The organism is Aliisedimentitalea sp. MJ-SS2 (genome assembly GCF_032586155.1).
Classification (GTDB): Bacteria; Pseudomonadota; Alphaproteobacteria; order Rhodobacterales; family Rhodobacteraceae; genus JAWHTC01.
Genome location: NZ_JAWHTC010000002.1, coordinates 376,704 through 389,653 on the forward strand (window position 1 = coordinate 376,704; position 12,950 = coordinate 389,653).

General features: G+C 61.2%; 11 protein-coding genes. 2 read left to right on the top strand and 9 right to left on the bottom strand.

Annotation, left to right across the window (positions count from 1 at the left end):
* The first annotated feature begins 1 nt into the window (after window position 1).
* Both RXV86_RS08305 and RXV86_RS08310 read left to right on the top strand, forming a co-directional pair.
* Window positions 2-1,681, top strand: coding sequence for a hypothetical protein (locus RXV86_RS08305; protein WP_316299035.1), 1,680 nt, complete (start codon window positions 2-4; stop codon window positions 1,679-1,681).
* The gene (locus tag RXV86_RS08310; RefSeq protein ID WP_316299036.1) at window positions 1,678-2,298 is read left to right on the top strand and encodes a DUF3726 domain-containing protein; all 621 of its coding nucleotides are present in this window, start codon (window positions 1,678-1,680) and stop codon (window positions 2,296-2,298) included. The genes RXV86_RS08305 and RXV86_RS08310 overlap by 4 nt, the downstream gene beginning before the upstream one ends.
* A gap of 27 nt (window positions 2,299-2,325) precedes the next feature.
* On the opposite strand, the gene RXV86_RS08315 is transcribed toward RXV86_RS08310, so the two are convergent.
* The 9 genes from RXV86_RS08315 to RXV86_RS08355 all read right to left on the bottom strand — a co-directional run bounded on the left by RXV86_RS08315 (window position 2,326) and on the right by RXV86_RS08355 (window position 12,843).
* Window positions 2,326-3,129 carry a helix-turn-helix transcriptional regulator gene (locus RXV86_RS08315; RefSeq protein WP_316299037.1) on the bottom strand — a complete coding sequence of 268 codons (804 nt, stop codon included), beginning with the start codon at window positions 3,127-3,129 and terminating at the stop codon, window positions 2,326-2,328.
* 53 nt (window positions 3,130-3,182) lie between these two features.
* The gene (gene boxA / locus RXV86_RS08320; protein WP_316299038.1) at window positions 3,183-4,370 is read right to left on the bottom strand and encodes a benzoyl-CoA 2,3-epoxidase subunit BoxA; all 1,188 of its coding nucleotides are present in this window, start codon (window positions 4,368-4,370) and stop codon (window positions 3,183-3,185) included.
* A complete protein-coding gene (locus RXV86_RS08325) occupies window positions 4,370-4,549 on the bottom strand; it encodes a hypothetical protein (protein WP_316299039.1) in 180 nt (59 codons plus the stop codon). The genes boxA and RXV86_RS08325 overlap by 1 nt, the downstream gene beginning before the upstream one ends.
* A 91-nt stretch (window positions 4,550-4,640) precedes the next feature.
* The gene (boxB, locus tag RXV86_RS08330; RefSeq protein WP_316299040.1) at window positions 4,641-6,092 is read right to left on the bottom strand and encodes a benzoyl-CoA 2,3-epoxidase subunit BoxB; all 1,452 of its coding nucleotides are present in this window, start codon (window positions 6,090-6,092) and stop codon (window positions 4,641-4,643) included.
* An 87-nt stretch (window positions 6,093-6,179) separates the two neighbouring features.
* The gene (gene boxC / locus RXV86_RS08335; protein ID WP_316299041.1) at window positions 6,180-7,838 is read right to left on the bottom strand and encodes a 2,3-epoxybenzoyl-CoA dihydrolase; all 1,659 of its coding nucleotides are present in this window, start codon (window positions 7,836-7,838) and stop codon (window positions 6,180-6,182) included.
* Between the two features lie 169 nt (window positions 7,839-8,007).
* Window positions 8,008-8,796: an alpha/beta hydrolase gene (locus RXV86_RS08340; RefSeq protein WP_316299042.1), complete on the bottom strand. Its 789-nt coding sequence runs from the start codon at window positions 8,794-8,796 to the stop codon at window positions 8,008-8,010.
* Window positions 8,789-10,336 (bottom strand): benzoate-CoA ligase family protein, encoded by a 1,548-nt coding sequence (locus tag RXV86_RS08345; protein ID WP_316299043.1) that lies wholly within the window; start codon window positions 10,334-10,336, stop codon window positions 8,789-8,791. Before RXV86_RS08345 ends, RXV86_RS08340 begins: the two co-directional genes overlap by 8 nt.
* 112 nt (window positions 10,337-10,448) lie before the next feature.
* Window positions 10,449-11,114 (bottom strand): SOS response-associated peptidase, encoded by a 666-nt coding sequence (locus RXV86_RS08350; RefSeq protein ID WP_316299044.1) that lies wholly within the window; start codon window positions 11,112-11,114, stop codon window positions 10,449-10,451.
* 169 nt (window positions 11,115-11,283) lie between these two features.
* Entirely contained in the window at window positions 11,284-12,843 is a 1,560-nt protein-coding gene (locus tag RXV86_RS08355) for a bifunctional metallophosphatase/5'-nucleotidase (protein WP_316299045.1), read from the bottom strand.
* Window positions 12,844-12,950 lie beyond the last annotated feature (107 nt).

Genomic DNA, 12,950 nt, shown 5'->3' on the forward strand with positions numbered 1-12,950 from the left:
AATGAGCGAAACCACCGCCCTGCGCCCCGCCTTGACCGCCATGCGCCTGTCACGTCTGGGGTCTATGCATCAATGCCGGCTCAGCTTCATGCGTCAATTGACCCGACGCATGGCACAGGAAAACTGGAGCTTCGCGCGCCCAGTGTTTGACATTGATGCCAAGGGCGTTGGTCGCGCGGTCTATACTGCCCAAGGCCCCGACCATACCTATTCGCTCGTCGCCTTCGCCCATGACCTGCCACCGGAAATGCGCTCGGACCGGGTGATTGCCACCGCGTGGGACGCCACCTTCACGCTCTTTGACGGCGTACCCACCACCGCCGATCTTGACCGGCTAGAGAAGAACGTACCTTTCCAGGAGGCCGGTCGCGTCACCGACAGAGAACTCTCCGTGTCGCGTGCCAACCGATCGGTGCGGCTTTGGGCGCATGTGATGGACGCCCTTGCCTCGGGTCAGCAACCCGACCGGGACGAGGTTGAAAAGGTCGGCTACCTGATGCGGACCACCGCCGTCTACGGCTCGGGCAAGCTCGGCGCTGCGGATCGCGAGAAAACCGCCCACCGTGCCGACGTGCAGGCCCCGTTCCAAATCGAAATGCTCTCGGTTTTCCTCACCCGCGCCTTCGTGCGCGATCTGGTCGAGGAAATGGCCCGCGCCAAGGGTGGCGCCAAGGCCATCCGGCTCGATCCCGCCATCGCCTCGCGCCTTGGCATCGGCAATTCCACCGGCCTTGGCCTTGCCCCCTTCATCGTCAACCACCCGGTGCTGTTCAACAACTGGATCGAAGCGCGCGAAACCGCCATCGCGCGGGTTTGCGCCCTGCCCACGGCCAGCGCCGATGAGATCGCGCAATTCAAAGCGCTGTTCGACTGCCAGAAGATTTCCTTTGCCGGCTGGCACTCGGAACACCCGATCCAGATCGAGAAGCTGGCCAGCTTGCACGGCGACCTGTCCAAGATCGACGCCTACCTGTCCGATCCGGGTCTCACCGGCGCCGCACCATGGCAAGCCTTGATGGACTGGGCCTCTGCAAACCTTGGCGAAGAAGCCCAGGAAATGCTCGCCTCTCTCATCCTCGAACCCTATGGCCACTTGGTCGACGACCTTGGGCCGACGATGGCCGATAACACGCCCGAGGCCTTCACTATCGACGGCAGCATTAGCATCGGTGACACCGCGGCACAGATCGAAAACAGCTTCGGCTGGGCCTTTGATCTCGACTGGGACGCAAAGGGCAACATCGCTCGCGCCTGGTATGTCTCGGAAGAAAAACTCGAACCCCGTCTCGGCGAACGGTTCAACGAACCCATCGCAGAATATGAGCAACCACTGGCCCCGGCCCGCGACGCCACTCGCGCGTATCAGGCCCTCAAAACCTGGGATGCTGACAAACCGATTGCCGCGTTCCTTCTGCGCCACCCGGAACACCGCCACACTGTCCGCCGCGCCCAGATCGCCGCCCGCTTCCCCTACAGCGAAATTCACGACAACACGATCGCGGCGGACATGCTGCCCATCGACATGCTGCGCGTGAAACTGGCTTTCTTCGGGGCCACCCATTTCGATCCGCGCTCGGACCGCTGGGTGCGCATCTGCATGTACCAGGACACGCCCTATCCCGAAGATTTGTCGCCCGAGAACGCCGATTTCTGGACCTACCCCACGGAGGTATCGTCATGAGCTTTGCCCTGAACGAAGTCGAAGTCACCGCCAAAAAAGCAACCCGTGGTGCCGGTTACGACTGGGGCCTCGCCGAAGAGGCCGGCAAGGCCACCCGCTGGCTCTGCATCCAGGGTCTTGACGGCCCGACCCTTCTTGCTTCGCTACTGGCCGCTGGCTACGCTGGGGAATTGTCCAACCACCGTCCGAAAACTCTGGCCGCACCCTGGAATGGCGCTGAATCCCTCTGCCCGCTGATTACCGGCTCGGCCCTGTCGGATTGTGCGGCCACCCTCCCCGGCGAGATCGGCGCCACCACGGCCCCGGCGATCCTGTTGCCGTTCGTGGCCTCGGCGGCTCGGCAAACCGGCAAACCGCTGCAACTCTCTGGCTCAGGCTTCAGCGCCTGGACAGATGGCGATGCCCTATCCGTGCAAGGTAGCATTCCAGCGGAAGTAGAAAGGCTCACGCTGGAACACGCCGGGGAAACCGCCCTGGGAAACCCGGAGCTAACCCGCTCCACTCCCGATGCGGCAGCCTGGGACACACTCAACCAGTTCGCCCATCGCATATATGCACCCGCCACCGAGGAATCCCGCCTCCTGGGCGCCGGCGCCGGCCTGACCGACAACGACTGACAGACAATCGGCGCGCGCCAAGCGCCGTCAGACAAACCCCTTGTCACGGATCACCCGGGTCAGGTTTTCTGCCGATTGCGCAACGCCCTGTCCGGACGTGTCCAGCACCGCATGCGCCCGGCTATAAAGCGCCTCGCGGCTCTTGAGGATCGCGCGTAGCTGCTGCATCGCCTGTGGGTTCCCGGCCATGGGTCGCAAATCCCCCTGCGCCTGCACACGACGCATGTGCTCTTCCGGCCGGGCCTTTATCCACACGGTATGAAACTGGCTCAGCATACGCTCGTATGTCGCCGGTTCCGACACGATCCCTCCGGCCACCGCCAGAACGACCGTGTCCCGCCCGGCAATCACCCGCTCCAGCGCCTGCGCTTCAAGATCTCGATACCCTTCCGGCCCATATAGCGCCATCAACTCGGTCACTGGCATGCCCGCATGTTCTTCGATCTCGCGATTGAGCTCCAGGAATGGCAGCCCCAGCACCTCGCCAACCGCTACGCCAAGCGTCGACTTCCCGGCCCCGCGCAATCCGACGAGACATATCCTTCCGGCGCGCGAAGCATCTTCCGACCATGGGTCACCCTCACCCACCAACCGCTCTAGCGGCACATCCAGAACCAATGCCACCTGCGCCAGTCGCCCGATCGAGATATTCCCTTCGCCCGCCTCCAGCTGCGCCAGGTATCGCATAGACACACCGGATCGCTCCGACACCACCCGGCGTGGCAACCCCTTGAGCTGCCTCGCCTTGCGCACCCGCGCGCCAACACGGGCCAGCAACTCGGCAACCATCGCCTCACCGTCAGCCTTGCCAATGTCCGCGATTTCACTCAATTCAACATTCCCCATACGCCGCAGTAGGATGGGCGACCGCCCACCACCCGCGCCTAATAGGTCTCCACGTGATACCGGCCATCCTCGCGCATCGAATCCCGTGTCGCGCTCCACGACACGCCAGCACTCTCTGCGATGTTCGACAGGGCCTGATCCACGCCCACCTCCATGCCACGCAGGCCGCAGATGAAGATATGCGTCTTCGGATCAGCGATCATCTCGCTCACCACTTCCTGCTTGGCCATCATCCGGTCCTGCACATATTCCTTGTCCTCCCCCTCTAGACGACTAAACACCATGTGCTTTTTCAGGATGCTGTCCGGCACTTTGCCCAGCGGTCCGAAATAGGGCAGGCTGTCCGGTGTACGCGCCCCAAAAAACAACACCATATCGCCGCCTGCGCTCCCGCGCGAACGCTGCCGATGCATGGTGAACGCCCGAAACGGAGCCGACCCGGTGCCGGTACAGATCATCAGGATTCGCGCCTCCGGGTCGTTCGGCATAAGGAAGGTTGCACCGAACGGCCCCGTCACCTGCACCTCGTCGCCAAGCTTCAGGTCACAGACATAGTTCGAACAGACGCCCTGATCCTCGCGCTTCACGGTTAGCGACAGGTTGTTGTACCCCGGCCGCTCGCCATCGCGCGGACTGGAAATCGAATAGAGCCGCGGCAGGTGCGGCTTGCCATCACCATCCACGCCCGGCGGAATGACCCCGATCGACTGCCCCTCCAACACTGGCATCGGATGCCCGCCGAAATCCAGTATGATATGGCGAACATCGCCGTCCGCCCCCTCGCCGGTCAGCCGGTAATTCCCCTGTACCCGCGCCACTACCGGCTTGGCAGCCGTATAAGTATTCACACTTGGTTTGGTGGCACTTGCCGGGGCTTTCGACCTGCCCCCGGCCCCTTCATGCGCCTCGGCGAGCAATGCGGCCACCGCTGCATCCATCGCCTCCAGACCGGTATCCCCACCCTGTTCCAGCTCTTCCTGCTCGGGCAGTTCCTCCCAACCGAACTGCTCTTCGACAGAATAGGGCGTGTTCACCACCCGCCATTCGTCAATCGAACCCGTTGGGCAGACCGGAATACAATCCATGCAGAAATTGCACTTTTCAGCGTCCACCACGACATTGGCATCGTCATGGGTGATCGCTTCGATCGCACAGGTCATCTCGCAGGTGTAACAGCGGATGCAGATTTCCGGGTCGATCAGATGTTGCTTTTGGGCTGTGCTCATCAGTGTCCTTGGGCCGGGCGCAAAATGATCTCGGGCACAACAATGGCCTCGATCAGCTCACGGCAAAGCCCCCGGCAGTTTGTGCAGCCAACACAGGGCGTACCCAGTCCCGCGATCCGCTGAACCAGCGCATCGCTGCGTTCGGTGACGGCCTCACTGCGGGTGATGTTCATACTCATCGCGCGGCTCCCTTGCGTCTGCACCGATTCAGTATTCCACTTCAAGGTGCGGTTTTCCTTGCGTCAGATCAAGGCCCCTATCCATACAGCCTCAGGCTTCAGCCAGTTTCACATACTCGAAATCGCCCGGCTTGTTGTCGATGCCAACCTTGGGCGGCGAAATCCAGCGGGCATAAACTCCCGGTTCGTATTCCGGCTTCATCAGTGACTGAATGAAGTCGCCATCCGCATGGCTGGGCAGCCAGTCTTTTTCGCCCGCATCATACTCGGCCCCGCTTATGATCTGGCCTTCCGGGCTGATAAGCTTGTCGGCAAACACCCCGATCTTGCGGTGGAACGCCTCGTGCGGCAGCTTCAGTTTGAAGTCGATGCCCATCTTCTCGATGATCTTGTTCCAGCGACCCACACCACCCGCTGCGTCCTTGGTATAGTCATCCCGCAAACGCATGTTAATCGCCGTCAGCGCCGGCACCTCATGCTGCACGATCTGGCCATCGACGATGTCCCAGACACGGTAACTGTCGCCCTGCAGCTGGTGGTCATCCGTCAGCCGGTTCTCCTGATAGCGCCCCTTGATGCCCGCGTTGAACGCATTGGCCGCGTTGGTCGACACTTCCTGCCCGAACAGGTCCAGGCTCAGCGTATAGTGCAGGTTCAGCTTCTTCTGGATCAGCGGCAGGTCGATCACCCCCAACCCACGCAGGCGATCGACATCGAACGGATCGTCAATCCCGTTCTCCTTCATCACCTCGCAGGTCCGCTGGATCGTCCGACCGACGCCGGTTTCACCCACGAACATGTGGTGCGCCTCTTCGGTCAGCATGAAACGGCAGGTCCGGCTCAACGGGTCGAACCCGCTCTGCGCCAACGACTCCAACTGCATCTTGCCGTCCCGGTCGGTGAAATAGGTGAACATGAAGAACGACAGCCAATCTGGCGTCTCTTCGTTGAACGCCCCCAGCATCCGCGGCGCCTCTTCGCTTCCCGACTGACGGCGCAACAGATCATCCGCCTCTTCACGCCCGTCCCGGCCGAAATACTTGTGCAGCAAGTAGACCATCGCCCACAGATGCCGCCCCTCTTCCACATTCACCTGGAACAGGTTGCGCATGTCGTAAAGCGACGGCGCAGTCAGGGCGAGCGCCTTCTGTTGCTCGACCGAGGCCGGTTCGGTATCGCCCTGAATGACGATCAACCGCTTCATCAGGTTACGATATTCCCCCGGCACCTCCTGCCAGGCCGGCTCGCCCGCGTGTTCGCCGCAAGGAATACGTCGGTCCTCGACCTGCGGTGCCAGCAGCACACCCCAGCGATAGTCCGGCATCTTCACATAGTCGAACTTGGCCCAGCCCTTGGGGTCGACGCTCACGGCAGTGCGCAGGTAAACGTCCGACTGCTGATAACGATCCGGGATCAGCTTGCCCCACCAATCAAGATAACCCGGGTGCCATTTCTCCAGCGCCTTCAGCACCTTCTTGTCGCTGGACAGCCCCACATTGTTGGGGATTTGCGTGTCATAGCTCACATTGATCAAGTCAAGCATGTCTATCCTCCTTGTCGGGGTGGCGGGCTAAACCCCGCCCTACGCCCGATGTTCCCGTAGGCCGGGATCCAGCCCGGCATCCGTTTTTCATACACGTTCCATATTGTAGTCACCGCGCAACCCAGTGCCATACCGCTGCAACGCGCCATCCTCGCCTACCGCGTTGGGCCGCTGAAAAATCCAGTTCTGCCACGCCGTCAGCCGCCCAAAAATCCGCGTCTCCATCGTCTCGGGGCCCGCGAACCGCAAGTTCGCTTCCATCCCCGTCAACGCATCCGGGCTGAACGAGGCCCGCTCCTCGGCAAAGATCCGGATTTCATCCTCCCAGTCGATGTCATCCAGAATATACGTCACCAACCCCAGCTCGTCGGCGTCTTCGGCCTCAAGCGCCTCACCAACCCGTTCCTTCGCCGCCTCGACCGCCTCTTCATCCCCCCAGAACCGCGTCTGCAATCGGGTCAGATCATTGCCCATCGGATATTGTCCGAAATTGCTCTCGCCCAGGGTGATCGCTGCCATCGGGCGATTGTCGCCTTCGAACTCGTCCTCCATCATGTAGGACCGGTCCACTGCAAACAGAAGCTCGGCCAGCACCCCGGCAAAACACGATCCATGCTCGACCAACGCCACCAAAGAGCGCGAGGTCACATCGACACGTTTCAACACCCGCTTCCACAGACCCAACACTTCTGCAGCCAGCCAATGATCGGCGTTTTCCAAAAGCAGGGTTTCATGCGCCAACACCGCCCCCGGGTCGCCCTGCGTCTGGAATTCCCACAGCCCCAGCTCCATCTCGTTTAGCCGCAAATGCAGAATCGCGTCATCCAGCTCGCGCGCCGCCCGTAGCATCCACGCCTGCGCCCCCTCGGCGGTAAACGCGTCCATGTCCGCCGGGGCATCTTCTTCGGGTCCCTTCACCGTTATCACGGCCTTGCGGATTTCACGGTCCAACTCAACCTCGACCGCGGAATAGCTGACTGCCCTGTCGGTGATCTCCCGCTTGAGAGGGGTCAACTCGATGCCGGTCAAACCGCCCGGCCGGGCCGAAGCCGCGGCAAACTCAGCTGCCCGTTCGGCGACAACGGCGTCGAACTTCGAATTCGGCACCACCTCATCAACCAGCTTCCATTGCCTGGCCCTGTCACCACGCACGCCCTCTTCCATGGCGCAGAACACATCGGCCCGGTCGCGCCGTACCTTGCGCTTGTCTGTCACCCGGGTAAGACCACCGGTCCCCGGCAGCACGGCCAAAAGAGGCACCTCCGGCAACGCCACGCTCGACGAGCTGTCATTCGTTAGCATTATGTAATTGCATGCTAGAGCCAGCTCATATCCGCCCCCAGCACAGGACCCTTTCACCGCCGCAATGTACTTTTGCCCACTGTCGGCCTCGGCCGCCTCATAGGTATTGCGCGTCTCGTTGGTGAATTTGCAGAAATTGACCTTATGCGCGTGACTGGCGCCGCCCAGCATCCGGATATTGGCTCCGGCACAGAACACCCGGTCCTTGGCCGATTGCATGATTACGACCTTGACCTCGGGATGCTCGAACCGCATCCGCTGAACGATGTCGCTCAGCTCGATATCAACGCCCAGGTCATAGGAATTGAGTTTCAACTGATAGCCGTCAAACAACCCGCCATCCTCGTCCACATCCATGTAGAGGTTGGCAAACGGCCCGTCATACTCGACCCGCCAATGGCGGTACTTCGACGGATCGGTCTGAAAATCAATCACCTTCGCCACGGGTCACGCTCCCCTGTCGTCCTGTTTCGCCTCGCATCTCTGCACGATAATGCAAGATTTTACATCGGTAAACGGCAGATCCAAAAGATTAGTTACAAATTTATTTCCACAAATTCAACTATATAGATCCCCTCAGTCAAGCTCACCCAAAATTTATGCATTAAATTTCCTATTTTCCTGCGAATCCCTCGACAAACTCCGCAACCGCGTCCAATACCACCTCGGGCTGATCAAACTGCGGCGCGTGGCGACACTCATCCAGCACCAGCGCGCGCGCCTCCACCAACCGCTCTGTCACTGCCGCGACCTGTGCCAGTGTCCCATACTGATCCCCATGCCCCTGGATCACCAACACCGGCACGCGCACCCCGTCCAGCGCTTCCTCCACGTTCCATTCCCGAAAGCCCGGATCCAACCACGCTCCGTTCCAGCCATCAAATGCAGCCTCCACATCCGAGTGATACCGGCCCAGCTTCTCGCGTAGGTCGGTTGTTTCAAACGCCTCCCTGGCCCGGGCGATTTCGGTCAGACCTTCGTCCTCGGCGAAGAAATGCGGCGCCATCAGCACAACGCCCTCGACTCGCGCATCACCAACCCGCCCTGCATATTCGGCTGCAATCGTCGCGCCATCCGAATGCCCCATCAGAACAACCGGTTCCGCCCCCAGCACGTCCAGAACCTCGGGCAACACCTCCACCGCCTCGTGGGTCATGTAATCCAGCGGCCTTGGCAAATCACAACTGTCGGACTGTCCGTAACCCGCCCGCGAATAGGCGAACACGGCACAGCCCGTGACCTCGGCCAGCGCCCGAGGAAATTCCCGCCACAGCGCCACACAGCCCAACCCTTCATGCAACAACACAATCACCGGACGGTCACGAGGCACCCCCCATGAGGCCCACTCCAACCGCTTGCCCTCGGCGCTCAGAACCCCGCGCCCGGCCTGCCAATCAATCATCGCGCAGCTTGAACCGCTGGATTTTCCCGGTTGCCGTCTTGGGCAACTCGCTCACGACTTCCACCCAGCGCGGGTATTTCCACATCCCGATCCGTGCTTTGACAAAGTCCTTCACCGCCTGCCCTTCGGGCGCGGCTTCCCCGTCCTTCATCACCAAAAACGCTGCCGGCTTCGCCAGCCCCTTGTCGTCCTCGCGCGCCACGACTGCGGCCTCCAGCACGCCCGGGAACTCGATCAACGCCTGTTCCACCTCAAACGGGCTGACCCAAATGCCCGAGACCTTGAACATATCGTCGGTTCGCCCGCAGTAGACAAACCGACCGTCCCCATCGCGTTCGTACTTGTCGCCGGTCCGGGTCCAATGCCCCTCGAACGTGCTCTGACTTTTCGAGCGACGGTTCCAATACCCTTCGGCACTCGAGGGCCCGCGAACCAACAGCTCGCCAACCGCGCCCTCTCCGACATCCTCGTCATGCTCATCCACCAGCCGCACTTCATACCCCGGCACCGGCACGCCCGATGTGCCGTAGACAATGTTCCCCGGCGCGTTCGACAAAAAGATATGCAGCATTTCGGTCGAGCCCACGCCGTCAATGATCGGTGCGCCCCACCGCGCCTCCCAGCGCTCGCCGATATCACGCGGCAGCGCCTCTCCAGCAGAGGTGCAAATCCGTATCGCATGATCCGGATTGCCACCCTTGGCCTCCTGCTCGGCCACCAAAGCGGCATAAAGCGTCGGCACCCCGCAGAAAACCGTTGGTTTATGCGCAGACATGATGTCGAACGCCACATCTGGCGTCGGTCGCCCACCAAAAATCACTGTCGTTGCCCCCACTGACATCGGGAAGCTCATCGCATTGCCCAGCCCATAGGCGAAAAAGAATTTGGCTGCGGAATAGACCACATCGTCCTCGCGAATGCCCAAAATCTGCTGTCCGAACGTATCCGCCGTGGCCTTCAGGCTTGAATGTACATGCCGCACGCCCTTAGGCATGCCCGTCGACCCCGAGGAATAGAGCCAAAAGGCCAGCTCGTCGCCATAGGCGTCCACGGTGTCGATCACTTCGGCCCCTTCAACGAACTCGCGATAACTCTCGGTCCTCTCCGGTGCCCCGCTTTCGTCGCTGTCGATCACCAGCACCGCCCGCAGGAACCGGTTTTCAGCCACGGCAGGCTTTACCACCTCCCACAGCTCATCCGACACCACCAGGATCGACGCCCGGCTGTCGTTCAGGATCGCCTCGTAGACCGAGGCTGACAAAAGCGTGTTCAACGGCACCGGAATGGCCCCGGCCTTGATCGCCCCCCAGAACACTACCGGGAACTCGATCTGGTCGCGCACGATCATCGCGATCCGCTCTTCACGCCTTACCCCATGTCGATATAGCGCCCCGGCAAAATGGCCGCTTTCCTCGGCCAGCCGCCCATAGCTCAGCGCGCGCTGTTTCCCGTCCGCCTCGCGAAAGGCGACCTTGTCGCCACGCCCCTCCTTGATGTGGCGATCGACAAAATACAGCGCCGCGTTTTCGTTTTTCTCCAACGGATATTCCTCCCCTTATTCCGCCTCCCGCGCCCTCCCCGGCGCATGGACGGAATCATTTCCTTGCTGACATCCTGCATCAAGGTTGGAGGATTTCAAACCTGCGGACCAGTTACGCTGCGATCTCCTCGATCAGCTGCGCCCCGCTGGTCCGGTTCGAGTTCACCTCGCGCCCCACCCGGTGGAACTGCAACACATCCTCTGCCGCAGGCCGCATCAATACCGCCGCCCCATGCCCTTCCTCACCCAACCACTTGCCCCAGTCCCTGGGCTCAAGGACCACCGGCATCCGGTGGTGCACCGCGCCGGTCGAGTTGTTTGCGGCACAGGTGACAATCGCGCAGCTTTTCACCAGCGCCTCTCCCTTGTCCCAGCCCTGCCAGATACCGGCAAAAACCAATGGCGCCCCGTCTCGACGGCTGAAATACCACGGCAACCGATTGCCCTTTTCATCCTTCGACCATTCGTAAAACCCGCTGACCGGAATCAAACACCGCCGTTCCCGCGCTGCATTTCGAAAGGCCGGTTTCTCGGCGATCGTCTCGGCGCGCGCATTGATCAACAAAGGCCCATCCGTGAGGTTCTTGTACCAGCTCGGCAGAAACCCCCACCGCATCGCCCCAAGGCGGCGCTGCCCCTCCTCCCCGCTCACCACGTGAATATTGGTGGTCGGGCAGACATTGTAACTCGGCACATCAGGCAAGTCATTGCCCGGCACAGCCCCAAACAACTGGGCCATCGCGTCTGTCGGAAGAGTCATTGCAAATCGTCCGCACATGCCTCAACCACCTCCCGCTGCTCTTTCTTGGCAAAAATACTCCGGGGAGTTTGAGGGGCTGGCCCCTCAATCCCAAACCATCCAAACCCGCACCCACAAAAACTCCATCGGGCGGGGTTCGGGAGCGGGGCGGGCGGTTGGGCGCTCCCGGACCCCGCCCAACCAGCGCTCATTTCTTGGTGATCCGCCCATCGGTATAGGGCTCGTAGGGCGCATGCTCGGCCAGGTACTCCGCCGTCACATCCGCCAGGTCCGGGCCATAGTCATAGGCGTTCATCGCATCGCGGAACATCTTGTAGCCATCCCCACCACCACGGACATAATTGTTCGACACAACCCCATAGACCTTCTCCATATCCAACGGCGCACCACCGACCATAACATCGCTCACCCGGCTGCCCGCCGGTTGGCTGGCGTCAAAGGCAAATGTGATACCAGCTACCTGAGGAAAGCGACCCGCCCCGTCCTCGTACTGGCTGACGCCATTTTCCAGCGCCTCCATCATCACCGCACCAGTAACTTGGAAAGTCGATAGAGTGTTCTGGAACGGCAGCACCGTCAGAACCTCACCCATGGTGATCTCACCACCATCGATCGAAGCGCGAATACCACCACCATTCTGAATGGCGATCTCGATGCCCTGATCCTTGACGCGGGCCAGCATCGCATCGGCAATCAGGTTGCCCATGGTGCATTCCCCGGCCCGGCACGATCCCTTGGCACCGTCAATCGGCTCGGCCGCATCGGCCACCACGCGCTGACGGATTTCCTCCAGCGGCACGGCCAGCTCGGCCACCCGCGCCTTGGTTGCTGCGTCCTCGGCCACGCCCGCATCCATGATCAGCGGCTCACCCTTGGCTTCGACAATCTCGCCGGCATCATCGAAGGTAACGTTCAACTCGCCCAGGAACTTGCCATAGGCATAGGCCGACACGATGGCTGTCGATCCAACCATCGTCGGGTAGGGCCCCGCCGCCCGATCCGACGTATTCGACAACAGCGTGTTGGAATGCCCGCCGACAATCACATCCACCCCGGTCGTCTCGGCGGCCACGCGCTGATCCACACCATAGCCCGAGTGGCTCAGAACGATAATCTTGTTCACCCCCATCTCGGTCAGCTTATCGACCTCGCCCTGCACCGCCTGCGCCGGATCGGTAAAGGTGATATTCGGACCCGGGCTAGCCAATTCATCGGTGTCATGCGGCGTCAGGCCAATGAGGCCGAGTTTCTCGCCACCCCGCTCGATCACCGTCGATTTCGCCAGCTTACCCGCCAGCAATTCCTCGCGGCTCACGTCTGCATTCGACATCAGCACCGGGAAGTTCACTGCGTCCATGAAGCCGCGCAGCACCTCGGGCCCGTCATCGAATTCGTGATTGCCCACGGTCATCGCGTCATAACCCAGCTTGTTCATGAACTCGGCCGCCACCTTGCCCTTGTAATAGGTATAAAACAGCGTGCCCTGGAACTGGTCACCGCCATCCACCAGGATCGCGTTGTTTGTCCGGCTTCGCGCCTCGGACACGGCGGTGATCAACCGCGCGGTGCCGCCGAAACACTTGCCCTCGGCGTTGTTCTCCTCGCTGCAGCCGCTGTCATACTTGCTGATCGGCTCGAACCGGGCATGGAAATCGTTGGTGTGCAGGATGGTCAGGCTGTAATCCGCAGCCGCCGTACCCGCGCTCAGCGCCAGCGCGCCCGCTCCCATCAGAAATCGCATCATCATTTTCAAATACCTCGCTTGTTGGAATCCCTGCTGCAATGCTGCACCCACCTCTGCCCCCCTGTCAAAGCCAATCCCGCTTGACCGCGCGGCAGAGCCGGGGCATCACG

Coding starts and splice junctions, on each gene's coding strand:
- RXV86_RS08305 (WP_316299035.1), top strand. CDS start 2: ATGAGCGAAACCACCGCCCTGCGCCCCGCCTTGACCGCCATGCGCCTG.
- RXV86_RS08310 (WP_316299036.1), top strand. CDS start 1,678: ATGAGCTTTGCCCTGAACGAAGTCGAAGTCACCGCCAAAAAAGCAACC.
- boxA (WP_316299038.1), bottom strand. CDS start 4,370: ATGAGCACAGCCCAAAAGCAACATCTGATCGACCCGGAAATCTGCATC.
- RXV86_RS08325 (WP_316299039.1), bottom strand. CDS start 4,549: ATGAGTATGAACATCACCCGCAGTGAGGCCGTCACCGAACGCAGCGAT.
- boxB (WP_316299040.1), bottom strand. CDS start 6,092: ATGCTTGACTTGATCAATGTGAGCTATGACACGCAAATCCCCAACAAT.
- RXV86_RS08340 (WP_316299042.1), bottom strand. CDS start 8,796: ATGATTGATTGGCAGGCCGGGCGCGGGGTTCTGAGCGCCGAGGGCAAG.
- RXV86_RS08350 (WP_316299044.1), bottom strand. CDS start 11,114: ATGTGCGGACGATTTGCAATGACTCTTCCGACAGACGCGATGGCCCAG.
- RXV86_RS08355 (WP_316299045.1), bottom strand. CDS start 12,843: ATGATGATGCGATTTCTGATGGGAGCGGGCGCGCTGGCGCTGAGCGCG.